Here is a 23310-nt window from a genome sequence, read left to right as displayed (position 1 = left end):
CTTCGCTGTCCGCTTTTAATGTTGAGTGGCTCTTTGACATCGTTGGTTTTTGATGAAGGGACATGTGGGCGACGGCGCCCGGTCCGGGGGTTTTAAGGCTCCGGATACCGGTTAACTCAAGCCGATCGCCACATCCTTCGCCCGCTCCACGCGGGTGTCGGGTGATGCATGTTCATTCGTATCCATTACGTTTGACAGTGCAGGTATCGGCTCCTTGAAGCTCATGCCTCTCAGGTCGGCGGTCCTCGGACCGTGCCTGGTTGGTATGTGACACAAACTTGAGAGTTTGATCCTGGCTCAGAACGAACGCTGGCGGCATGCCTAACACATGCAAGTCGAACGAGACCTTCGGGTCTAGTGGCGCACGGGTGCGTAACGCGTGGGAACCTGCCTTTAGGTTCGGAATAACTCCCCGAAAGGGGTGCTAATACCGGATAATGTCTTCGGACCAAAGATTTATCGCCTTTAGATGGGCCCGCGTAGGATTAGCTAGTTGGTGGGGTAAAGGCCTACCAAGGCGACGATCCTTAGCTGGTCTGAGAGGATGATCAGCCACACTGGGACTGAGACACGGCCCAGACTCCTACGGGAGGCAGCAGTGGGGAATATTGGACAATGGGCGAAAGCCTGATCCAGCAATGCCGCGTGAGTGATGAAGGCCTTAGGGTTGTAAAGCTCTTTTACCAGGGATGATAATGACAGTACCTGGAGAATAAGCTCCGGCTAACTCCGTGCCAGCAGCCGCGGTAATACGGAGGGAGCTAGCGTTGTTCGGAATTACTGGGCGTAAAGCGCACGTAGGCGGCGATTCAAGTCAGGGGTGAAAGCCCGGGGCTCAACCCCGGAACTGCCCTTGAAACTAGATTGCTAGAATCCTGGAGAGGCGAGTGGAATTCCGAGTGTAGAGGTGAAATTCGTAGATATTCGGAAGAACACCAGTGGCGAAGGCGACTCGCTGGACAGGTATTGACGCTGAGGTGCGAAAGCGTGGGGAGCAAACAGGATTAGATACCCTGGTAGTCCACGCCGTAAACGATGATAACTAGCTGTCCGGGTTCATGGAACTTGGGTGGCGCAGCTAACGCATTAAGTTATCCGCCTGGGGAGTACGGTCGCAAGATTAAAACTCAAAGGAATTGACGGGGGCCTGCACAAGCGGTGGAGCATGTGGTTTAATTCGAAGCAACGCGCAGAACCTTACCAGCCTTTGACATCCCGGTCGCGGATTAGAGAGATCTTTTCCTTCAGTTCGGCTGGACCGGTGACAGGTGCTGCATGGCTGTCGTCAGCTCGTGTCGTGAGATGTTGGGTTAAGTCCCGCAACGAGCGCAACCCTCGTCCTTAGTTGCCATCATTCAGTTGGGCACTTTAAGGAAACTGCCGGTGATAAGCCGGAGGAAGGTGGGGATGACGTCAAGTCCTCATGGCCCTTACAGGCTGGGCTACACACGTGCTACAATGGCGGTGACAGTGGGCAGCAAACTCGCAAGGGTGAGCTAATCTCCAAAAGCCGTCTCAGTTCGGATTGTCCTCTGCAACTCGAGGGCATGAAGGCGGAATCGCTAGTAATCGCGGATCAGCATGCCGCGGTGAATACGTTCCCAGGCCTTGTACACACCGCCCGTCACACCATGGGAGTTGGTTTCACCCGAAGGCGCTGCGCTAACCCGCAAGGGAGGCAGGCGACCACGGTGGGATCAGCGACTGGGGTGAAGTCGTAACAAGGTAGCCGTAGGGGAACCTGCGGCTGGATCACCTCCTTTCTAAGGATACGGCCGAAAGCGCCGGGGCTTGCTCCCGGAAGTGCTTCGTCCTTTCCAAAGAACACTGCCGTCGTCCTCATGTCCTTTCATCACTGGAGATCGCCTCGCGGGCTTGCCCGTTGCAGGCGAACCGCCTGAGCCGGCTCACGCCCCTCGCGGCCACTTGGCCGTTCGGGCGCGGTGCGGGCCTGTAGCTCAGTCGGTTAGAGCGCACCCCTGATAAGGGTGAGGTCAGAAGTTCGAATCTTCTCAGGCCCACCACTCTTGTCGCTTACGGGGCCTTAGCTCAGCTGGGAGAGCACCTGCTTTGCAAGCAGGGGGTCATCGGTTCGATCCCGATAGGCTCCACCAGCGCGACAAGGCGCGCAGTCACTCCAGGATGAAACGAAAGCGGATCCGGCCCAGGGCGACCTGGTGTCCGGTCAGGCGATCTCGATCGCCGTCTTTGACATTGTGAATGGGTTTTCAATCGATGCCGTGGCGCATGACGCCGCAGGTCTACGGACGTGCGGTCTGATTGCGACACTTTACAGATGTAATATCTGGCTGAGATTATCCTCCGCGCCATCGCAAGGCGTCAGGCATTTATGCAGGCCTGTCGTTGATGGTGTGGATTCTCAAGCGTGAGGTAAGAGCATTTGGTGGATGCCTTGGCACATACAGGCGATGAAGGACGTGGCACGCTGCGATAAGCGTCGGGGAGTTGTGAGCAAACTTTGATCCGGCGATTTCCGAATGGGGAAACCCACCCTCACCATTTCCTATCGATCGAGCTTCGGCTGGTTCGGTAAGAGGTGGATAGGGTATCACCGAGGTGAATATATAGCCTTGGTGAAGCGAACCCGGGGAACTGAAACATCTCAGTACCCGGAGGAAAAGACATCAACCGAGATTCCGTTAGTAGTGGCGAGCGAACGCGGACCAGGCCAGTGCCTTCATTTCAACTAGCAGAACACTTTGGAAAGAGTGGCCATAGCGGGTGACAGCCCCGTATGCGAAAGTGATGATGAAGGACTCGAGTAGGGCGGGACACGTGAAATCCTGTCTGAACATGGGGGGACCACCCTCCAAGCCTAAATACTCGTATGTGACCGATAGCGAACTAGTACCGTGAGGGAAAGGTGAAAAGCACCCCGATTAGGGGAGTGAAACAGTACCTGAAACCGAATGCTTACAAGCAGTTGGAGCCCCTTTGGGGGGTGACAGCGTACCTCTTGCATAATGGGTCAGTGACTTAGTGTATCATGCAAGCTTAAGCCGTTAGGTGTAGGCGTAGCGAAAGCGAGTCTGAATAGGGCGACCGAGTATGATGCATTAGACCCGAACCCCGGCGATCTAGGCATGGCCAGGCTGAAGGTGCGGTAACACGCACTGGAGGGCCGAACCGGTGAATGTTGAAAAATTCTCGGATGAGCTGTGTTTAGGGGTGAAAGGCCAATCAAGCCGGGAAATAGCTGGTTCTCCGCGAAATCTATTGAGGTAGAGCGTCGGACGTATGCCGATGGGGGTAGAGCACTGGATGGGCTAGGGCTGCGCGAGCGGTACCAAACCTAACCAAACTCCGAATACCATCGAGTCTTATCCGGCAGACAGACGGCGGGTGCTAAGGTCCGTCGTCAAAAGGGAAACAGCCCTAACCTACAGCTAAGGTCCCCAAGTCATCACTAAGTGGGAAAGCATGTGGGAATCCCAAAACAACCAGGAGGTTGGCTTAGAAGCAGCCATCCTTTAAAGAAAGCGTAACAGCTCACTGGTCTAAATAAGGGTTCCTGCGGCGAAGATGTAACGGGGCTAAAGTGATGCACCGAAGCTTAGGGTTCAGATCTTTGATCTGAGCGGTAGCGGAGCGTTCCGTAAGCGAGTGAAGCCGAAGGGTAACCGACGGTGGACGTATCGGAAGTGCGAATGCTGACATGAGTAGCGACAAAGAGGGTGAGATGCCCTCTCGCCGAAAGACCAAGGGTTCCTGCGCAACGCTAATCGGCGCAGGGTGAGCCGGCCCCTAAGACGAGCCCGAAGGGGGTAGTCGATGGGAACCACGTTAATATTCGTGGGCCTGGAGATGTGTGACGGATTGTGGACGTTGTTCGTTCTTATTGGATTGAACGGGCGGCCAAGCGGTTCCAGGAAATAGCCTCTCCGTATAGACCGTACCCGAAACCGACACAGGTGGTCAGGTAGAGTATACCAAGGCGCTTGAGAGAAGTATCCTGAAGGAACTCGGCAAATTGCCTCCGTACCTTTGGAAGAAGGAGGCCCCGTTATTGCGCAAGCAGTAGCGGGGGGCACAGGCCAGGGGGTAGCGACTGTTTAGCAAAAACACAGGACTCTGCTAAGTCGGCTTCAAGACGACGTATAGGGTCTGACGCCTGCCCGGTGCTCGAAGGTTAAGAGGAGGAGTGCAAGCTCCGAATTGAAGCCCGAGTAAACGGCGGCCGTAACTATAACGGTCCTAAGGTAGCGAAATTCCTTGTCGGGTAAGTTCCGACCTGCACGAATGGCGTAACGACTTCCCCACTGTCTCCAGGATATGCTCAGCGAAATTGAATTCTCCGTGAAGATGCGGAGTACCCGCGGTTAGACGGAAAGACCCCGTGCACCTTTACTGCAGCTTCAGAGTGGCATTAGGAAAGAACTGTGTAGCATAGGTGGGAGGCTTTGAAGCGACGGCGCCAGCTGTCGTGGAGCCATAGGTGAAATACCACCCTGTTGTTTTCTGATGTCTAACCACGCACCGTTAGCCGGTGTTGGGACCCTCTGTGGCGGGTAGTTTGACTGGGGCGGTCGCCTCCTAAAGAGTAACGGAGGCGCGCGATGGTAGGCTCAGGACGGTTGGAAACCGTCTGCAAGAGTGCAATGGCATAAGCCTGCCTGACTGCGAGACTGACGAGTCGAGCAGAGACGAAAGTCGGTCATAGTGATCCGGTGGTCCCTCGTGGAAGGGCCATCGCTCAACGGATAAAAGGTACGCCGGGGATAACAGGCTGATGATTCCCAAGAGCTCATATCGACGGAATCGTTTGGCACCTCGATGTCGGCTCATCACATCCTGGGGCTGGAGCAGGTCCCAAGGGTTTGGCTGTTCGCCAATTAAAGTGGTACGTGAGCTGGGTTCAGAACGTCGCGAGACAGTTTGGTCCCTATCTGCCGTGGGCGTCGATTGTTGAGAGGAGTTGCCCCTAGTACGAGAGGACCGGGGTGAACATACCTCTGGTGTACCTGTCATTCCGCCAGGAGTGCAGCAGGGTAGCTATGTATGGACGGGATAACCGCTGAAAGCATCTAAGCGGGAAGCCTCCCTCAAGATAAGCAATCATCGAACCGTCGTAGACCACGACGTTGATAGGCCGGGTGTGGAAGTGCAGTAATGTATGGAGCTAACCGGTCCTAATAGTTCTGTTCGCGCTTGATGAATTCACATCATCAACGTCAGTCCTGCAAAGGATGACGCGTTGTGTGTGGGGATCGTCCAGCCAGACGCTCATCGAACTACACGCATCGATTAAACCCCTTTCGCTGGCTCCATTGCTTGGTGGCCATAGCGTCCGTGACCCACCCGATCCCATCTCGAACTCGGCCGTGAAACCGGACAGCGCCGATGGTACTAACGCTCAAGCGTTGGAAGAGTAGGTCGCCGCCAGGCATTGCAGCCAGCGATTGCGGGAAAAACCCATTCACGATTTCAAAAAGCCGCTGCCGGCCAGTCCGAGCGGCGGCTTTTTCGTCTCTGGCGCGCGCGCTCGAGACGTCACGATGGTGCCGCGGGGTGGAGCAGTCCGGTAGCTCGTCAGGCTCATAACCTGAAGGTCGTTGGTTCAAATCCAACCCCCGCAACCAGTTCGCAAAAGGCCCGTCGCTCGTTCCGAGCGGCGGGCCTTTTGCGTTGCAAGCGAGGGAACAGGCCCGCGCGCTGGGCGGTTGGTGCCATGCGTTGACAATGCCCGACCGCATATTAGATATCGCTCATATGGCCGAAACCACATCCACATCGCAGCTGGACGACGCGCTCGAGACGGCCGCGGACCAAATCCGGCGGGCGCAAAACGATAAGGACCTGCGCCCGTCGATCGCGGGATTTTTCGACGAGGCGACCAATACGGTCAGCTACGTCGTGCACGACCCGGCAACGCGCGAAGCGGCGATCATCGATTCCGTGCTCGACTACGAGGCGGCATCGGGGCGCACCTCGAACGGCTCGGCCGACCGGATCGTCGAATACGTCGAAGCGAACGATCTTTCAGTCGCCTGGCTGATCGAAACCCACGCTCACGCCGATCACATCTCGGCCGCCCCGTACCTGCAGGAACGGCTCGGCGGGAAACTCGGCATCGGACGCGAGATCATCCGGGTGCAGGAGGTGTTCGGCAAGCTGTTCAACGCGGGCACCGATTTCGAGCGCGACGGGTCGCAGTTCGACCATCTGTTCGTCGACGGCGAACGTTTCCGGATCGGTACGCTCGAGGGGATCGCGCTGCACGTGCCCGGGCACACGCCGGCCGACATGGCGTTCATCATCGGCGACGCGGCGTTCGTCGGCGACACGATCTTCATGCCCGATTTCGGCACCGCGCGGGCCGATTTCCCCGGCGGCGATGCGCGCGAGCTCTACCGCTCGATCCGCCGCCTGCTCGCGCTTCCGGACGAAACCCGCCTGTTCCTGTGCCACGACTACAAGGCGCCCGAGCGCGACGAGTACGCGTGGGAAACCACCGTGGGCCAGCAGCGCCGCGAGAACGTCCATGTGCGCGACGGGGTGAGCGAAGACGAGTTCGTCGAGATGCGCACCACGCGCGACAGCACGCTCGCCATGCCCAGGCTCATCCTGCCGAGCGTCCAGGTCAACATCCGCGGCGGGCGCTTGCCCGACCCGGAAGACAACGGCGTGAGCTACATCAAGATTCCGGTGAACGCGGTATGAGCGATGACCTCCCGGCCCGCCGCCTGACGGACGATCTGTGGGTCCGCGGCCAGCTTGCCCCGGATGAGGTTTCCGCGGCGCGCGATGCGGGCTTCTCGACGATCATCTGCAATCGACCGGATGGCGAAACGCCGGGGCAGCCCCCTGCCGACGCGATCCGGGCGGCGGCCGAAGCGGCGGGAATCGACTTCATCGAGAATCCGATCGAGCCGGGCGCGCCGACGCCCGACGCAATTGACCGCCAGGGCGCGGCGATCCGGGCGGCGGCGGGCAAGTCGCTCGCCTATTGCGGCAGCGGCCAGCGGGCCACCGTGCTGTGGATGCTCGCCAATCCGCACGAACTCGATGCGGAGGAAAGGATCGCCCGCGCCGAAGCGGCCGGATACCAACTCGGCGCGCTGCGGCCGCGGCTGTAGCCGGATGGTTCGCGGCGCGCGGTCTAGCCGGCGCCCGCCACTCCCGGACCATCCGCCTCCGGTCCGGCCTCGGGTTGAGCGCAGAACAGGTCATACAGCGTGGCGATGACTGCCTGAGCTTCCGCGCTGTCGAGCGAATACCACACGAACTGGGATTCCCGGCGGGTCTTCACGAGGCGCTCGCGGCGCAGAACCCCCAGGTGCTGCGACAGCGCCGACTGCGACAGCGGCACGGTCTGGGCAAGGTCGCTGACCGTCATCTCCTGCTGCGATAGCTGGCACAGGATCATCAGTCGCACCTCGTTCGCCATCGACTTCAGCAGGCTCGATGCGCGCCCGGCGTTTGCTTCCATCTGTTCCAGGGGCAGATCCACCCGGTGCTCCTTCAGGTTCGTTCAGCAGGAAAAACCTGCCCGCGCCGCGGTCCGTTCCCGAGGGAGGACGCGTTGCGGTCAATGCTGTGCCGGGGGGCTTTTGCCCGAGTTCGCACATTGCGCAAGCGTGTTCGAAGGCGCGCTCGTGCCGGTCGCCGTGGGGGCCTTCGTCGCCGCGTGGCCGCCCCACGCCCGCAAGGGCTGGCCCTGCGTTCAGGTTGTCGCTAGGTCCGTGCGCAAATGATCCCGGGAGTGGAACCTGTCTTGCCCAACACTGTTAACCTCCCGGTACGCGGTCGTTATGCGAGGACACCAGGCATCCGGCTTCTAGAGTACATGGCGAAGGTCCTGATCGCGCTGGCGCTCGCCGGGGCGGTCGCTGCGTGCAACTCGGGCCCGCCCGAGACCGAGAAGGCCGCGCGCGAGGGCATCCTGCTGTTCGGCAACGGGTCGGAGCCCAAGGGGATCGATCCCCACCTCGTCACCGGCGTTCCGGAAAATCACATCATCTCGGCCCTCGTCGAAGGTCTGGTGGCCTATCACCCGACGAACGACCTTGAGGCGGCCCCGGGTATGGCCGAGCGATGGGAGCACAGTCCCGATTTCAAGCGGTGGACCTTCCACCTGCGCGACGCGAAATGGACCAACGGCGATCCAGTGACCGCGCAGGACTTCGTCTACAGCTGGCAGCGCATCCTGAGCCCGGAGCTGGGCGCCGAATACGCGCCGATGCTCTACGTTCTCAAGAACGGCGAGAAGTTCAACAAGGGCGAAATCAAGGACTTCCGGCAGGTCGGGGTCAAGGCGCTCGACGCCAGGACGCTCCAGGTCGAGCTCGAGGGATCAACCTCGTATTTCCCGCTGATGCTCCAGCATTACAGCTTCTTCCCGGTCAATCCGCGCGCGGTCGAGGAGCACGGCGGCATGGTCGACCGGCAGAGCGGGTGGTCCACTCTGGACAACTTCGTCGGCAACGGGCCGTTCAAGATCAAGAAGTGGGTGACCAACCAGGTATTCGAGGTCGAACGCAACCCGGCGTACTGGGATGCCAAGACAGTCCGGCTCAACGGAATCCGCTTCTACCCGATCGACAACGTCAATTCGGAAGAGACGATGTTCCGCAACGGGCGGCTGCACCTCACCAGCACGGTGTTTCCCGACAAGATCCCGTTCTTCCGCAAGACGATGCCTGAGAAGCTGCGGATCGACCCGTACCTCGGCAACTACTTCTACCGGCTCAATGTCACGCGCAAGCCGCTCGACGACAAGCGGGTGCGCCGGGCGCTCGCACTCGCGCTCGACAAGAAGCTGATCGTCGAAAAGGTGACCAAGGGCGGGCAGGCCCCCGCGACCGGGTTCGTCCCGCAGGGCATTCCCGGTTACGAGCCGTCGGACGCGGTGCAGTTCCGCCCTGACGAAGCACGCCGCCTGCTGGCTGAGGCGGGCTATCCCGGCGGCAAGGGCTTCCCCAAGATCGAGATCATGATCAACACCAGCGAGGCGCACCGCAAGATCGCCGAGGCGGTGCAGGAACTGTGGCGCCGCGAGCTGGGCATCAATGTCGGCATCTACAACCAGGAATGGAAGGTCTATCTCGATAACCAGTCCAACCTGAATTACGACATCTCGCGCGCGGGCTGGATCGCGGACTATGTCCACCCGTCGACCTTCATCGACATGTTCACGACCGGCAACGGCAACAACGACACCGGGTGGAGCAACCCGCAGTACGACCGGCTGGTCGATGCGGCGCGCACTGCGGCTTCCGAAGAGGAGCGGGTGAAGCTGATGCACCAGGCCGAGGCCATATTGCTCGATGATATGCCGGTGATTCCGATCTACTGGTACACCCGGACTTATCTGAAGGACCCGCGCGTGATGGGCTGGAACCCGACCCTGCTCGACAACCATCCCTACAAGCACGTCTGGCTCAGCACCGAAGCACCGGAGGCCGGCAAATGACGCGGTTCATCGCCAAGCGCGTGCTTCAGGGCATACTCGTCCTCCTGGCGATCTACGCGGTCACCTTCTTCCTCGTCGCCGCGACGCCGGGCAGCCCGTTCAGCACCGAGCGCGCGATCGATCCGGTGATCCTCAAGCAGATCGAGGCGTTCTACGGCTACGACAAGCCGACCAGCGAGCGTTTCGTGACCTCGCTGGTCAATGTGCTCAACGGCGAGTTCGGTCCATCGGCGGTCTACGCCAATCGCACCGTGACGCAGATCATCGCCGAATCCTTTCCGGTATCGCTCAAGCTGGGCTCGCTCTCGCTGCTGCTCGCGCTCGGCATCGGCATTCCCGCCGGCATCGTCGCGGCGGTCAAGCGCAACACCTGGCTCGACTACGTCCCCATGTCGGTATCGATGGCGGGCATCTGCCTGCCGACCTTCGTGATGGGACCGCTTCTGGCGTTGGTCTTCGGGCTAATCCTCAACTGGCTGCCGGTGGGGGGATGGTTCGGACCCGAATTCGTCATCCTGCCGACCGCGACCCTGGGCTTCTATTACGCCGCCTACTTCGCTCGCCTGACGCGCGGGGGAATGCTGGAGATGCTCAACCAGGACTGGGTTCGCACCGCCCGCGCGAAGGGCGTGAAGGAAAGCACGATCGTGTGGAAGCACTGCCTGAAAGGCGGGCTGATCCCGGCGATCACCTTCCTCGGCCCGGCGCTCGCGGGGATCATTTCGGGCTCGTTCGTGGTCGAAACGATCTTCCAGGTGCCTGGCCTTGGACAGTGGTTCGTGCGCGCTGCGCTCAACCGCGACGATTTCCTCGTCCTGGGCCTGACGGTGCTGTTCGCCACGCTGATCGTAATCATGAACCTGCTCGTCGACATCGTGCAGGTCGCCCTCAATCCGCGGCTCAAGTATGACTGACCATTCCGAAACCGCAGTCCTCGCGGACGAGCCGATCCCGCCGCCGACGAGCGCGTCGGAAATCGCCGAGGAGGAGCTCGTCGAGGGGTCCTCGCTGTGGAAGGATGCCTGGTCGCGCCTGCGCAAGAACCGCCTTGCGGTGGGCAGCCTGTTCACCTTCATCGCGATCGTCGTGTTCTGCATCGCGGGGCCCTGGCTGTCGCCGTGGGACGCCAACACCCAGGACCTGTTCCTTGGCGCCGAGGGACCGTCGAGCGCGCACTGGTTCGGAACCGACACGCTGGGCCGCGACCTGATGGTCCGGGTCATGTATGGCGGACGCATCTCGCTGATGGTCGGGCTGGTCGCGACGATCGTCGCCCTGTCGATCGGCGTCATCTACGGCGCGACCGCGGGCTACCTCGGCGACAAGACCGATGCTTCGATGATGCGCTTCGTCGACATGCTCTACGCGCTGCCGTTCACGATCTTCGTCATCCTGCTGATGGTCGCCTTCGGGCGTTCGCTGTGGCTGATGTTCGTCGCCATCGGCGCGGTCGAGTGGCTGTCGATGGCGCGGATCGTGCGCTCGGGCGTGATCGGGCTGAAGAAGCAGGAATTCGTCGAGGCGGCCGTTTCGCTCGGCTATTCGCACCGCCGGATCATCCTGCGGCACCTGATCCCGAACGTGCTCGGCCCGGTCATCGTGATCGCCACCTTGACGGTGCCCGCGGTCATGCTGCTCGAGGCGTTCCTGAGCTTCCTCGGGCTCGGCGTGCAGCCGCCCAACGCGTCGTGGGGCGTGCTCATCAACGAAGGACAGCAGAACATGGAGATCTACCCCTGGCTGCTGATCTTCCCGGCATTGTTCTTTGCGGCCACGCTGTTCTGCCTCAATTTCATCGGCGACGGTCTGCGCGACGCGCTCGATCCCAAGAGCGCGAAGGACTGAGGCGATGGCGTTGCTCGAAGTCGACGACCTGACGACCTATTTCCACACGCGCGACGGCGTGGTCCGCGCGGTCGACGGGGTGAGCTTTACCGTGGACCGCGGCGAGACGCTGGGGATCGTCGGCGAATCGGGGTCGGGCAAGTCGGTCACCTGCTATTCGCTCCTCCGCCTGATCCCCGAGCCGCCGGGCCGGATCGAGCGCGGCACCGCGATGTTCGACGGGCGCGACCTGCTCTGGCTCAGCCGGAGCGAGCTGCGCAAGGTGCGCGGCAAGCGGATCTCGATGATCTTCCAGGATCCGATGACCTCGCTCAACCCGTACCTGAGGATATCGACCCAGCTGATCGAGGCGCTGCAGACCCACGAGGACATCTCGCACCGCGATGCGCTCAAGCGGGCGACCGCCGCACTCGAGGAGGTCGGAATCCCGGAAGCGAGCAAGCGGGTGACCCGCTATCCGCACGAGTTTTCCGGCGGCATGCGCCAGCGCGTGATGATCGCGATGGCGCTGATCACCGAGCCCGACCTGCTGATCGCCGACGAGCCGACCACCGCGCTCGACGTGACGGTGCAGGCGCAGATCCTCGAGATCATCAAGCAGCGGCAGAACGATCTCGGGACCGCGGTGATCCTGGTCACCCACGACCTCGGCGTGGTCGCGGGCACCTGCGACAAGGTGCTGGTGATGTACGGCGGGCGCGAGATGGAAAGCGGCACCGCAGAAGAGGTCTTCTACGCGCCGCGGCATCCCTATACCCGCGCGCTGCAGAAAACGATCCCCTCGCTGCAGGCCAAGGGGCAGGAGCTCTACACGATCCCCGGCCTGCCGCCCGACGTGTCGAAGCCGATCGACCGCTGTGCGTTCTATCCCCGCTGCCCCTATCCCAAGACCGGCAAGCCCGCCGGCGAGCGGCCGCAGCTAGAGGAGATCACCCCCGGGCACTGCTGGGCCGCGTGCGGCTATTGCGACAGCGACGCGCCGATCGAGACCGTTCTGGCGCGAGCCGACGAGGTGGTCGACGATGCGCTGCCCGTCGAAGGGGAGACCCCGGCATGAGCGCGCCGATCGGCAATCCGCAGGAGGATTTCCTCGTCCTCGACGACGTGCACACCCACTTCGACATGGGCAAGGACCTGATCACGCGCGCGAGCAAGGGGGTGGTCAAGGCGGTCGACGGCGTTTCGCTGACCGTCCGCAAGGGCGAGATCCTGGGGCTCGTCGGCGAATCGGGTTGCGGCAAGTCCACCCTCAGCCGCACGATCATGCAGCTCATCCGGCCGACCGCGGGCCATGTCTGGTTCAAGGGGCAGGACCTGTCGGCGATGAGCGACGCCGAAGTGCGCCGCGAGCGGATCAACTTCCAGATGATCTTCCAGGATCCCTACGCCTCGCTCAATCCGCGCATGACCGTGCTCGATACGCTGGCTGAAGCGGTCAAGACTCGGCACCCCGATCTCAAGCGCGACGCGCTGCGGGGCCGGGTGGCGGACCTGCTGCGCACCGTCGGCCTCAATCCGACGCACATGAAACGCTATCCGCACGAGTTTTCGGGTGGCCAGCGCCAGCGCGTGGCGATCGCCCGCGCGCTGGCGCCCGAGCCCGAGCTGATCATCGCGGACGAGCCGGTCTCCGCGCTCGACGTCTCGATCCAGTCGCAGATCCTCAACCTGCTCAAGCGGCTGGTACGCGAGCTCGACCTGACGATGATCTTCATCAGCCACGACCTGTCGGTAGTGCGCTATATCTCCGATCGCATCGCGGTGATGTACCTCGGCCGGATCATCGAACTCGGCGATGCCGAGGCGATCGTCGACCGGCCGCTCCACATCTATACCAAGGCGCTGATGAGCGCGATCCCCGAGCCCGATCCGCGGACCGAGCGCAGCCGCGAGCGGATCGTGCTCAGTGGCGATCCGCCGTCACCGCTCAACCCGCCCAGCGGATGCAATTTCTGGCCGCGCAGTCCCACTCCGCACGACGAGCGCATGAAGCACGTTGAACCGCCGTTCGAGGAGGCGGCGCCGGGACACTGGGTCGCCGCGTGCCCGTTCTGCGCGCCCGCTGCGCCCGTCCCCCAAGAGCTCGCGCGGACTTAAAACGAGCAGTCGGCGCCTGCTGGCATCACTGCGCGCGCGACCGAGGCGATCTGCATCGTCATCGGCGCGGCCGACGTGATCGCGATCCCCTTGCCGAGACCCGGCGCGCAGGCCTCGGTGACGATCATCTCGCGCCAGCCCTTGCCCGCGCTCAGCGCCAGCTGGCGGGTGATGTCGACCGTGTTGCCGCCGACCGTGAGGGTCACCTTCCCGGCCGGCTGCGCGGGAAGCTGGTAGAGAATGCGATAGGCGCCAGTGCCCTTTTCGGACTGCGAGAAGGACAGCGTCGCGCCCGGACCGAACACGATCTCGCGCGCGTCTTCCTGCCGCTTGTAGTCGATCCCGCGCACCGCCACGCCCCCGGCCGATCCGCGGAACGACGGCAGCGGCTGGCCGCCGCCGGTCACCGAGACGTCCGACGCGACCTTGCCCCCCGCGAACCAGTCGGACGAGGGGCCGGCGACAAGGTAGCCGCATTTTTCGTCGAGCTTGCCCGCCGTCGCCTTCGCATCGAGCGAGAGGCCGTAGCCGACCGGATAGAGCGCGCCCTCGGGGCCGTTCACCGGCTTGCCGTCGCACTGTGCGGGCCAGCTGAAGCCGAGCTTCCCGGTCGCCGGGCGCTTGCCGTAGAGCACGTCCGCCACGCCGGCGCCTTCGCTGCCCGGCAGCCACGCGGCCACAAACGCATCGGCGGCGTTGATCTCGCGGTTCATCCACATCGGGCGGCCCGACAGGAATACCGCGACCGTGGGAATGCCCGCGGCGTCGAACTTGCGCAGCAGCTTCAGGCCTTCCTCGTCGGAAAAGACGAGCGTCTTCCGGTCGCCCTCGAACTCGGCATAGGGCTTCTCGCCGAACACCACGATCGCGACGTCGGGCCGGGCGGTATAGCTACCGTCGGCGGAGTAGATCGCCGACCCGCCGGCCTCGCGCGCGGCGGCCTCGATCCCGGCGCGGATCGAAGTGGCGCCGGGGAAATAGGTCGCGTTGTCGAGTTCCAGTCCGCCCTGCCAGGTCAGGGTCCAGCCGCCGGCGGCCTGCGCAACGCTGTCGGCCGCGCTCCCCGCCACCAGCACCTTCGCGCTTTTGGCGAGCGGCAGGACGCCGTCGTTCTTGAGCAGGACCTGCGACTTGGCGACCGCCTCGCGGGCGATCGCCCGGTGCTCGGGCGAACCCAGTGGCGCGAACTTGCCGCCGACCGCCCTTGCCGAGGGCTTGCGGCTGTCGGGGCCGATGATCCCCGCGCGCAGCTTGACGCGCAGGACCCGTCCGACCGCCTCGTCGAGGCGGGCCATCGGGATCGAGCCGTCCTGGACCTGGCGCACGAGGTTGGCGTGAAGCGCCTTCCAGTCGTCGGGCACCATGTAGATGTCGAGCCCGGCGAGCAGCGCCTGGGGGCAGTCGTCGACCGTGCAGCCGTCGATCTGCCCGTGCGCGTTCCAGTCGCCCACGACGAGTCCCGTGAAGCCCATCTCGCCGCGCAGCACGCCGGTCAGCAGGTCCCTGTTGCCGTGCATCTTTACGCCATTGATCGAATTGAAGCTCGCCATGATCGATTCGACGCCTGCGGCGATCGCGGCGGGATAGGGCCTGGCGTGGATCGCCTTCAGCGCCTCGATGTCCCCGTTGACGTCGCCCTGGTCGACGCCCTGCGTGGTCCCTCCGTCGGCGAAGAAGTGCTTGGCGGTGGCGATCACGCGGGCGCCATGCAGGCGTCGGGGGTCGTCCTTGGTGCCCTGCAGCCCTTCGACCAGCGCAGCACCCAACGGGGCGACGATGTCCGGGTCTTCCGAATAGCTTTCGTAGGTACGCCCCCAGCGGTCGTCGCGCGCGACGGCGACGGTGGGGGAGAAGTTCCAGTCGATCCCGGTCGCCGCGATCTCGGCCGCGGTCGCCGCGCCGATGCGGCGCAGCAGGTCGGCGTCGCGGGTGGCCCCGAGGCCGATGTTGTGGGGAAAGACCGTCGCCCCGACAATGTTGGTGTGTCCGTGGACCGCGTCGGTGCCCCACATCGTCGGGATCGCCGGCTCGCCCCCGGGAAGAGGCTTGCTCGAGGCCAGGTACATCGCGTCGGCCAGCGCGAGCCACTGCGCGGCGGGGGCGAATTCGTCACCCCCCGGTCCGCCGTTGCCGCCGTTGAGGTAGCTGCCGAAGCGGTACCGCTCCATGTCGTCGGTGGTGAAGGAGTTGATCTGCGGCTGGATCAGCTGCGCGACCTTGCGCTCGAGGCTCATGCGCGCGAGCAGATCGGCGATCTGCGCGTCCTCGCTCGGCTGGGACGAGACCGCTGCCGCGCCGACGGGGCCGTTCTCGACCCGTGCTTGCGTGCACCCGCACACCAGCGATGCACCGGCGATCGCCGTCAGAAGCCCAACTCGCATTGCGTCCCTCTCACCAATTATGTGAACGTTCTCAAGCTGGCACGGCGAAGGGTGGAAATCAAGCCGCCAACTGGCGGTTCAGGCGCGAATCCGCGGGACCAGGACCGCGGCCAGCGCAGCCAGCCCCGCGAGTGTCGCGAACAGCCCGGCAAAGCCGAAGGTCGGCACCAGCGCGAGCGCAAGCGCGGGCATGACCAGCGACGGCGTGGTGTTGGTCAGGTTGAAGAAGCCGAGATCGCGCCCGCGCCGGTCGGGACGGGGCAGAATCCGCAGGGTCTGCGCCGAATGGAGCGCCAGGAACACCGAACTGGCGACCCCGAAAAGTCCGTAGGCCGCAATCGCCGGGACCGTTCCCCGCGACAGCGCCATCGCCGCGAGGCCGACCGCCGATACCGCAGCGCACGCCGACAGCGGGGCAAGCGGGCGGCCATGCCGATCGGCCCACCGCCCCACCGCAAGCGCGACCGGCGTCGAAACGACGAGCACCGCCCCGAACACGATGGCGGTGCCGCTGGCGCCGAGCGATGGATCGATCGCGCGGAACCACAGGTAGAGGAACGCGAACAGTGCCGCCTCGGCGATCTGGAGCGACAGGCGCGCGAGCCACATCCGCACGACGACCTTGCGGTTCCGGCCCCGGGCCTCCGCATCGGCCTGGCCGGCGCCGGTCGCCGCATCGGGCTGGCCCCCGGGGGGCCGCGGCAGGCGGATCAGCAGGACCGGGACGAGGCACGCGACCACCAGCCCGGCGACGACCGCGGGACGGGCATCAGACGCGGCCAGCCCGGGCCAGGTGACGAGCGCGCCGCTCGCCGCACCCAGCGCGGGCGCGAACGAGAGGGCCCCGCCCAGCAATCCCTTGCGCGCATCGGGAACGACGTCCCCGGCGAGCGCGGCGAGCGGGGCAAGCATCATGTTCAGCCCGCACTGCCACAGCACGACGACGCCGATCGTCGGCCAGAAGCCGGAAACGGCCGGGAAGATCGCCAGGACTGCGCTCGACAGGACCAGCCCCGCCGCGATCCAGCCCCGCCGGTTGCGCGTGATGTCGCTGGCGTAGCCGAAGGCGATATGCGCCGCGCTTGCCGCCACGGCCCCGCAGAAGGCGATTCCCGACAACCAGTCCACCGCGCGCGCCGGGCCGAGGAGGTCGGCGATCCGCTCGGGAAGGAGGAGCGTCAGGAACGGGGTATAGGCAATCGCACCGCCCGCCCAGGCGAGCGCGTAGACGAGGATGAACCGCTCGATCCTGGGCTGGCCAGGCGTGACCGCCACGCGCGGGTCAGCCAGGCGCCGCGACCGAGGCGCGCTCGGCCAGCGAGCCGTTGACCGTGGTTACGCCCGCGGGGATCTCGTCACCTTTCTGCGCCCGGATGATCAGGTCGACCGCGCGCGAAACCGTCTCGGCGATCGGCTGGTCGACCGCGGTCAGCGGGGGCTGGGTGAAATGGACCAGCGGGGTGTTGTCGAAACTGATCAGGGATAGGCTTTCGGGCACCGCGATCCCGCGCGCGCGGGCAAGTTCGAGCGTTGCCAGCGCCATCTGGTCGTTGCTCGCGATGATGGCGCTCGGCGGCGCGCTTCGGCCCAGCAGCAGGGCCGCGGCCTGCTCGCCCGAGGCGAAGCTGAAATCCCCTTCGGCGAGAAGGCCGTCGGTGGAGAGGCCCGCCGCATCCATCGCTTTCCGCCACCCTTCGACCCGGCGCGAGCTGAGGCGGTATTCGGGCGATCCGGCGATGAAGCCGATGCGCTCGTGCCCGCGCTCGATCAGGTACCGGGTCGCGTCCTCGGCCATCTGCTTGTCGCCCATCGTCAGCAATATGCCCGGACCCGGTCCGTGCGAGCCGATTCGTACGAAGGGGATCTTCTGCTTGCCGAGAAAATCGACGATGCGCGGATTGTCGGAGTGAGGCGGTGTGAGGATGATCCCGTCGGGCTGGAGCGCCGCGATCGCGGCCGCCAGTTCGCGCTCGACATGGTCGTCATGGGTGTCGACCAGTTCGAAGATCATCCGGTAGCCGTGCTCGGCACACTTGAGCATTCCGCCCAGCAGCATCTGGTCGACCCAGTCGGTGCCCTGGCGCGCGCGCCAGTCGGCGATCGTGCGTTCGCGGTCGTTGATCGCGAGAATGAGGTAAGAACGCGAGCCGCTCATCCGCTGCGCGGCGATCGACGGGACGTAGCCCAGCCGGTCGATCGACGCCTGGACGCGCTCCTGCATCTCGGGACGGACGCTGGGTTCCTTGTTGATCACGCGGCTGACCGTCTGGAGCGACACTCCAGCGTCGGCGGCGACGTGCTTGATGGTGACGGCCTGGCGGCGACGAGCCATTGTCAGGTGCTTCCCCAGTTCATCGACACGCCACGGCCCGGCCGATCCGCGACCGATCCGGCTTCCCTGCTCCTAGGGTGCGTGCCTTGCCCAATGCAAGCGCGCGAACGCCTGCCGGTGAAACGAAAAACGGGTCCGGTCGCATTCGATCCGGACCCGTTTGTCGATGTCGCGCCGCGCCTTAGTAGGTGAAGCGGGCGATGAAGGTGTAGCGGCGGTCGTTGCGGAACGCCGACCGCAGGAACCGGGTCCCGGCGAAGTCGACCACCTGCGAGGTACGGGTGACTTCGTCGAGCAGGTTGACCCCTTGCACGCCGACCTTGAGGTTCTTGTTCACCGCGTAGAAGATCGACGCGTCGAGCTGGCCGCCCGATTCCTGCCAGATCGGCGAGAACGGGTAGATGTCGTCGCGCGGGGTGATCAGGAACGCCGAGCGCCAGTTGTACGCCGCGCGCATCGCCAGCGGACCCTTTTCGTAGAACACCGTCGCGTTGACCGTGTGCTTCGACAGGCCCTGGAACGGCTGACGGAAGGCGAACGCGCCGCCGCCCAGTTCGTTGCCGCCCGTCGTCACCGAAGGCTCGCCCGGGTTGGCGAGGTTCGGGTTCGAAAGGTTGGAGCCATCGACGTAGGTGTAGGTGATCTGCGTGCCGAGCCCGCTCAGGAGCCCCGGCAGGAAGTCGTAGGTCTGCTGGTAGGCGAGTTCGAAGCCCTTCAGGACACCGTCCTGGACGTTCGACGGGCCCTTGAACACGAAGTCCACGCTGGTTCCGTCGGGACTCGTGTAGGTCCGGTTCTCGAACGCGGTGTCGACCCGGCCCTTGATGTCCTTGATGAAGAACGATCCGGTGAGCGAGCCGACCGAGCTGAAGTACCATTCCGCGGACACGTCGTAGTTCCACGAGGTGACGGGACGCAGCCTGCGGTTGCCGGTCGAGAGGATGAACAGCGGCCCGGTTTCCAGCGTGTTGGCTTGCTTGAGCGCGGCCGTGTTGTCCCCGATCACGCCGCCGGTGCGGAACAGCTGGAGGTCGGGGCGCGAAATGCCCTTCGACACCGCGAAACGGAACAGCAGCCCGCCGCCGACGTCGAGCTTCGCGTTGAAGCTCGGCAGCCAGTGCTGGAACTTGATGTTCTCGTTCTCGATGAGGATTTCACCCGTGTGGGCAGCCGCGAACTCGGCCTTGCGGGCAGCCGAGAGGTCGCAATAGCCGCGCACGATGTTCGGCGCGCCCGGCCCTGCGCAGTTGGCGTTGATCTCGGCCACCGACACCACGCCGTCGCCGTTGCCGCCGTTGGCGACAGCATCGAACCGTGCCGGATTGGGGAAGCCGATCCGGCCACCGCTCTTCACCGAGGTCTCGACGAAGCGCACGCCGAGGTTGCCTTCGAGCGTCCAGCCGTTGCCGAACGTGCTGCCGAAATCGAGGCGGCCATAGGCGGCCTTGGTGATTTCGGTGACCGTCGAAACCTCGCCCGGGCAATAGACGCCCTCGATGTTGCAGGGGACCGGGGCGCCGGTGATCGGGTCGGTCGTCGTGCGGCCGTTCACCCCCAGGTTGAACTGTTCGGGGGTTTCCGAGAAATCGACGATCTCGTTCCACTGCCGGTCGGTAATCCCGGCGAGGTACTCGCCGAGGAAATCGTCGCCGCCGAAGAACCAGGCCGCCCCGTTCGGAATCGGGGTCGTCGCGGCTCCGCGCTGGAAGTTGCTGCCGAAGGGATTGCGCAACTGCGAATAGGCGGGGAATTCGTCGGTGAAGGCGCCGCCGGCGATCGCGAACTCCTGTCCGGGAAGCCCGGTGTAGAAGCGGCCCGGCTGGAACCCGCAAGGCGCGCCGAAGATGGTCTGGTTCCACGGAGCGCAACCGGCGCGACCGGCCCACGGAGCCGACAGGTTGCCCCAGGTGCTGAAGTCGGTGTTGCGGGTGGTGCGATCGCGATTGGACCAGCGGCCGCCGACGCGCAGGCTCTTGATGAAGCCTTCGCCGAGGTCGTACTCCGCGTCGAACCGCAGGGTGTCCATGTCACCCTCGTTCTTCTCGCGGCTGTCGAGGCCGAACCAGTAGTAGGTGTAGAACCCGCTGGAGAAGTAATCGGCCGGCGAGCCCGGAGGAGCAAGGAACTGGATGTCCGGCGTCTTGCCACTCATGTCGATGGCGATGTCGGCCCAGGTGCTCATCGCGCCGAACACCGAATCGCGCGCCAGATCGGACACGACGCGCTGCGCCTCGAAGTTCACTTTAAGGCGATCGGTGACGTTCCACTTGACGTCGAACGAGTAGTCCGAGGTGATCGAGGTCGCGTCGCGCAGGAAACGCAGCGAATCGAGCGGGATCCCGCCCCGCCCGAAGGGCGTCGCATAGGCGTTGCCGCGGCCCGCCGTGAGGACACCGCTTATGAACCGTCCGTTCTCGTCATACTGCCAGGTATCGGCCGCCTCGATGATCGGCGCGTTGGGATCGTCGCGACGGCCCAGGAGCGCGTATTCCTCGGTCGCGAAATTGGTTTCCGAACGCAGCCAGTCGAACGACATGACGAAATCGCCCGACGGGCTTTCGTACTGGAGGGAGGCGTTCCACGCTTCGCGCTCGCGGTCGAGCGTGGTGGTGCGCACGCCGGCGTACTGGGGAACCAGCACCGATCCGGCGGGCGGGAAGTTGGTTTCGTTGAAGTTCGGGTTGCCGGTGAAGCCGCCCGAACCGACCGAAAGCGCGCGGATGCAGTCCCCCGTGAGCGTCGGCGCGCGGTAGCACGGGTCGCCGATCTGCGAGGCGTCGGTGCGGCTCTTGAGTTCGGAGTTCGAGTAGCCGAGCTGGACGCCGATCCGGCCCCCTTCGGTTTCGAACACGGTCGACCCGAGCAGGTTGAAAGTGGGCGACCATTCCTTGCGCAGGTCGCCGTAGTTCATTTCGACCGAACCTGCGATATGGGTGCCGGAGCGGTCGAGCGGCTTGCGGGTGACCAGGTTCACGGTGCCAGCGATCGCGCCTTCGATCATGTCGGCGGTGACGTTTTTGAACACCTCGACCCGACCGAGCAGCTCGGGCGAGACGTCGTTGAAGCTCAACTCGCGCCCGCCGTTGGCCGAGAAAATCTCGCGGCCGTTGAGTTCGGAACGGACATAGGGAAGGCCGCGAATGATGACGCCGGTGCCTTCGACCGAGAAACGGTCGGGATCCGACGGCTTCTCGAACCGGCCGATGTTGACGCCGGGCACGCGCTGGAGCGCCTCGGCGACCGAGCGGTCGGGCAGCGCGCCGATGTCCTCGGCGGTGATCACGTCGACGAAGGTGTCGGCGTTTTCCTTGATGTTCTGGGCATTCTGGAGCGAGGCGCGGAAACCGGTAACGACGATCGCATTGTCGTCTTCGGCCTGGGCGGCGTCATCGGTCGCGGGAGCCTGGCTGTCCTGCGCCCAGGCTGGCTGCGCGGCACAGGCGACCAGGGCGAGCCCCGATGCGGTCGAGAGGGCGAAATGGCGGCGGAATGCCGACCGGGTGTGGCGACGAATCAAGCGATCCTCCCTGGATACAATGCGCTTTGCGGCGGGATTCGCGTCCCGCTCGGATTGATGAATATGCGATTGCGTGAACGTTCACAAGCAAATAATGAACGTTCACATTTGGCATTCCGGAAGCCGCGTGCCAGACCGTCGCTGAAGGCCGGCCGGAGCATTGGGGAGAGAGCGCGTGAAACCGATACGCCGTATCGTCATCGTCGGGGGCGGGACCGCCGGATGGATGGCCGCCGCGGCGCTGGCGCGGCTGCGCGAAGGCAGCGACCTGGCGATCACCCTCATCGAATCGGAGATGATCGGCACCGTCGGCGTCGGCGAGGCGACCATCCCTCCGTTCGTGGAGTTCAACCAGCTGCTCGACATCGACGAGCGCGAGATGATGGCGGCCGCGCAGGCGACCTTCAAGCTCGGCATCCAGTTCGTCAACTGGGGCAAGCAGGGTGACAGCTATATCCACCCGTTCGGCAACTACGGCTACCCGATCGACGGGGTCGGCTTTCACCAGCACTGGCACCGGGCGCGCGCCGCCGGCGACCGGCGCCCGATCCAGGCCTTCAATGTCGAGACGATGGCCGCCTTCTTCGGCAAGTTCTCGCGCACCGAGGACTACAACCGCTCGGGCGAATATCCGCCGGTGAACTACGCGTACCACCTCGACGCGACGCGCTATGCGAAGTTCCTGCGCGGGTACGCCGAGGGCCGGCGCGTGGTGCGGCGCGAGGGCCGCGTGGTCGACGTCGCGCTCGACGGCGAAAGCGGGTTCGTCACCTCGGTCACGATGGATGACGGGCGCGCGGTCGAGGGCGACCTGTTCGTCGACTGCTCGGGCTTTCGCGGCCTGCTGATCGAGCAGGCGCTCGGCACCGGATACGAGGACTGGCGCCACCTGCTGCCCTGTGACCGCGCGGTGGCGCTTCCCTGCGCGCGCGAGGACGGGTCGCCGCCCGCCCCGTTCACCCGCGCCACCGCGCATTCGGCCGGCTGGCAGTGGTGCGTCCCGCTGCAGCACCGCAACGGCAATGGCCACGTCTATTGCAGCGAATACATGGCTGACGACGAGGCCCACGACATCCTCGTGAACAACCTTGCCGGCAAGCCGCAGGCCGAGCCCAACTTCCTGCGCTTCGTCACCGGGCGGCGGAAGAAGTTCTGGAACAAGAACGTGGTCGCACTGGGCCTTGCCGCAGGGTTCATGGAACCGCTTGAATCGACCTCGATCCACCTGATCAACACGGGCATTAACAAGCTCATCGCGCTGCTTTCGCTCGAAGGTATCAGCCAGGCCCAGGAAGACGCGTTCAACCGCTTCACGATCAAGGAATACCTGCGCATCCGCGATTTCCTCGTGCTCCACTACAACGCCACCGCGCGCGAGGATTCGGAGTTCTGGAATTACGTCCGGACGATGGAGATACCCGATTCGCTGGCCGAGAAAGTCGAGCTGTTCCGCCTCAACGGGCAGATCTTCCGCGAGGAGGACGAGCTGTTCACCGAGACCAGCTGGGCCGCGGTGATGATGGGGCAGGGGGTCGGGATGCAGGGCCACAATCCGATGGCCGACCGGATGAGCGCGCCCGCCCTCAAGGCGGAACTCGACACGATCGAGCGGTCGGTCCGCTTCGTCGTCGACCGTATGCCCTCGCACGCCGACTACCTGAAGCGTTACTGCCCGGCGCCCGAGACGATGCCGGTCGCCGCATAG

At 64.2% G+C, this 23310-nt stretch carries 13 protein-coding genes, 3 tRNA genes and 3 rRNA genes; 14 read left to right on the top strand and 5 right to left on the bottom strand.

Annotation, left to right across the window (positions count from 1 at the left end; translation table 11 throughout):
• Positions 1 to 274: 274 nt before the first annotated feature.
• From N0B51_RS00205 to N0B51_RS00170, 8 genes are all read left to right on the top strand, one after another.
• Positions 275 to 1763: ribosomal RNA gene (locus N0B51_RS00205) — 16S ribosomal RNA — on the top strand.
• 184 nt (positions 1764 to 1947) lie between these two features.
• Positions 1948 to 2024: transfer RNA gene (locus N0B51_RS00200), tRNA-Ile, on the top strand.
• A 14-nt stretch (positions 2025 to 2038) separates the two neighbouring features.
• Positions 2039 to 2114: transfer RNA gene (locus N0B51_RS00195), tRNA-Ala, on the top strand.
• 267 nt (positions 2115 to 2381) lie between these two features.
• A 23S ribosomal RNA gene (locus tag N0B51_RS00190) occupies positions 2382 to 5174 on the top strand.
• 117 nt (positions 5175 to 5291) lie between these two features.
• Positions 5292 to 5406, top strand: a 5S ribosomal RNA gene (gene rrf, locus N0B51_RS00185).
• The 16S, 23S and 5S rRNA genes sit together here with 3 tRNA genes alongside, the layout of an rRNA operon.
• Positions 5407 to 5523: 117 nt before the next feature.
• A tRNA-Met gene (locus N0B51_RS00180) sits at positions 5524 to 5600 on the top strand.
• A 130-nt stretch (positions 5601 to 5730) separates the two neighbouring features.
• Positions 5731 to 6681: an MBL fold metallo-hydrolase gene (locus N0B51_RS00175; RefSeq protein WP_259960160.1), complete on the top strand. Its 951-nt coding sequence runs from the start codon at positions 5731 to 5733 to the stop codon at positions 6679 to 6681.
• Positions 6678 to 7097 (top strand): protein tyrosine phosphatase family protein, encoded by a 420-nt coding sequence (locus N0B51_RS00170; RefSeq protein WP_259960159.1) that lies wholly within the window; start codon positions 6678 to 6680, stop codon positions 7095 to 7097. The genes N0B51_RS00175 and N0B51_RS00170 overlap by 4 nt, the downstream gene beginning before the upstream one ends.
• Positions 7098 to 7120: 23 nt before the next feature.
• On the opposite strand, the gene N0B51_RS00165 is transcribed toward N0B51_RS00170, so the two are convergent.
• Positions 7121 to 7471 (bottom strand): ArsR/SmtB family transcription factor, encoded by a 351-nt coding sequence (locus N0B51_RS00165; protein ID WP_259960158.1) that lies wholly within the window; start codon positions 7469 to 7471, stop codon positions 7121 to 7123.
• A gap of 336 nt (positions 7472 to 7807) precedes the next feature.
• On the opposite strand from N0B51_RS00165, the gene N0B51_RS00160 reads away from it, so the two are divergent.
• From N0B51_RS00160 to N0B51_RS00140, 5 genes are read left to right on the top strand one after another with little or no spacing between them, the layout of a single operon-like run.
• Positions 7808 to 9433, top strand: a complete 1626-nt coding sequence (locus N0B51_RS00160) for a peptide ABC transporter substrate-binding protein (RefSeq protein ID WP_259960157.1) — start codon at positions 7808 to 7810, stop codon at positions 9431 to 9433.
• On the top strand, positions 9430 to 10347 hold the full coding sequence (locus tag N0B51_RS00155) for an ABC transporter permease (RefSeq protein ID WP_259960156.1): 918 nt from the start codon (positions 9430 to 9432) through the stop codon (positions 10345 to 10347). The genes N0B51_RS00160 and N0B51_RS00155 overlap by 4 nt, the downstream gene beginning before the upstream one ends.
• Entirely contained in the window at positions 10340 to 11278 is a 939-nt protein-coding gene (locus tag N0B51_RS00150) for an ABC transporter permease (protein WP_259960155.1), read from the top strand. The genes N0B51_RS00155 and N0B51_RS00150 overlap by 8 nt, the downstream gene beginning before the upstream one ends.
• Before the next feature lie 4 nt (positions 11279 to 11282).
• On the top strand, positions 11283 to 12335 hold the full coding sequence (locus N0B51_RS00145) for an ABC transporter ATP-binding protein (protein ID WP_259960154.1): 1053 nt from the start codon (positions 11283 to 11285) through the stop codon (positions 12333 to 12335).
• Complete coding sequence (locus N0B51_RS00140; RefSeq protein ID WP_259960153.1) at positions 12332 to 13375, top strand: ABC transporter ATP-binding protein; 1044 nt, start codon at positions 12332 to 12334, stop codon at positions 13373 to 13375. The genes N0B51_RS00145 and N0B51_RS00140 overlap by 4 nt, the downstream gene beginning before the upstream one ends.
• On the opposite strand, the gene N0B51_RS00135 is transcribed toward N0B51_RS00140, so the two are convergent.
• The 4 genes from N0B51_RS00135 to N0B51_RS00120 form a co-directional block, all read right to left on the bottom strand.
• Positions 13372 to 15756, bottom strand: coding sequence for a glycoside hydrolase family 3 protein (locus tag N0B51_RS00135; protein WP_259960151.1), 2385 nt, complete (start codon positions 15754 to 15756; stop codon positions 13372 to 13374). The genes N0B51_RS00140 and N0B51_RS00135 overlap by 4 nt on opposite strands.
• A gap of 78 nt (positions 15757 to 15834) precedes the next feature.
• Positions 15835 to 17031, bottom strand: coding sequence for an MFS transporter (locus N0B51_RS00130; RefSeq protein ID WP_259960150.1), 1197 nt, complete (start codon positions 17029 to 17031; stop codon positions 15835 to 15837).
• Between the two features lie 7 nt (positions 17032 to 17038).
• Positions 17039 to 18088 carry a LacI family DNA-binding transcriptional regulator gene (locus tag N0B51_RS00125; RefSeq protein ID WP_259960149.1) on the bottom strand — a complete coding sequence of 350 codons (1050 nt, stop codon included), beginning with the start codon at positions 18086 to 18088 and terminating at the stop codon, positions 17039 to 17041.
• A gap of 181 nt (positions 18089 to 18269) precedes the next feature.
• The gene (locus tag N0B51_RS00120; RefSeq protein WP_259960148.1) at positions 18270 to 21605 is read right to left on the bottom strand and encodes a TonB-dependent receptor; all 3336 of its coding nucleotides are present in this window, start codon (positions 21603 to 21605) and stop codon (positions 18270 to 18272) included.
• A gap of 175 nt (positions 21606 to 21780) precedes the next feature.
• Here N0B51_RS00120 and N0B51_RS00115 point away from each other — a divergent pair, with 175 nt between their 5' ends.
• A complete protein-coding gene (locus N0B51_RS00115; protein WP_259960147.1) occupies positions 21781 to 23310 on the top strand; it encodes a tryptophan halogenase family protein in 1530 nt (509 codons plus the stop codon).

Origin of the sequence: Tsuneonella litorea, assembly GCF_025154015.1 — a bacterium.
In the GTDB taxonomy this organism is placed as follows: domain Bacteria; phylum Pseudomonadota; class Alphaproteobacteria; order Sphingomonadales; family Sphingomonadaceae; genus Tsuneonella; species Tsuneonella litorea.
Note: the sequence above shows the minus strand (reverse complement) of the source record. Positions and strands in the feature narration are given on the sequence as shown.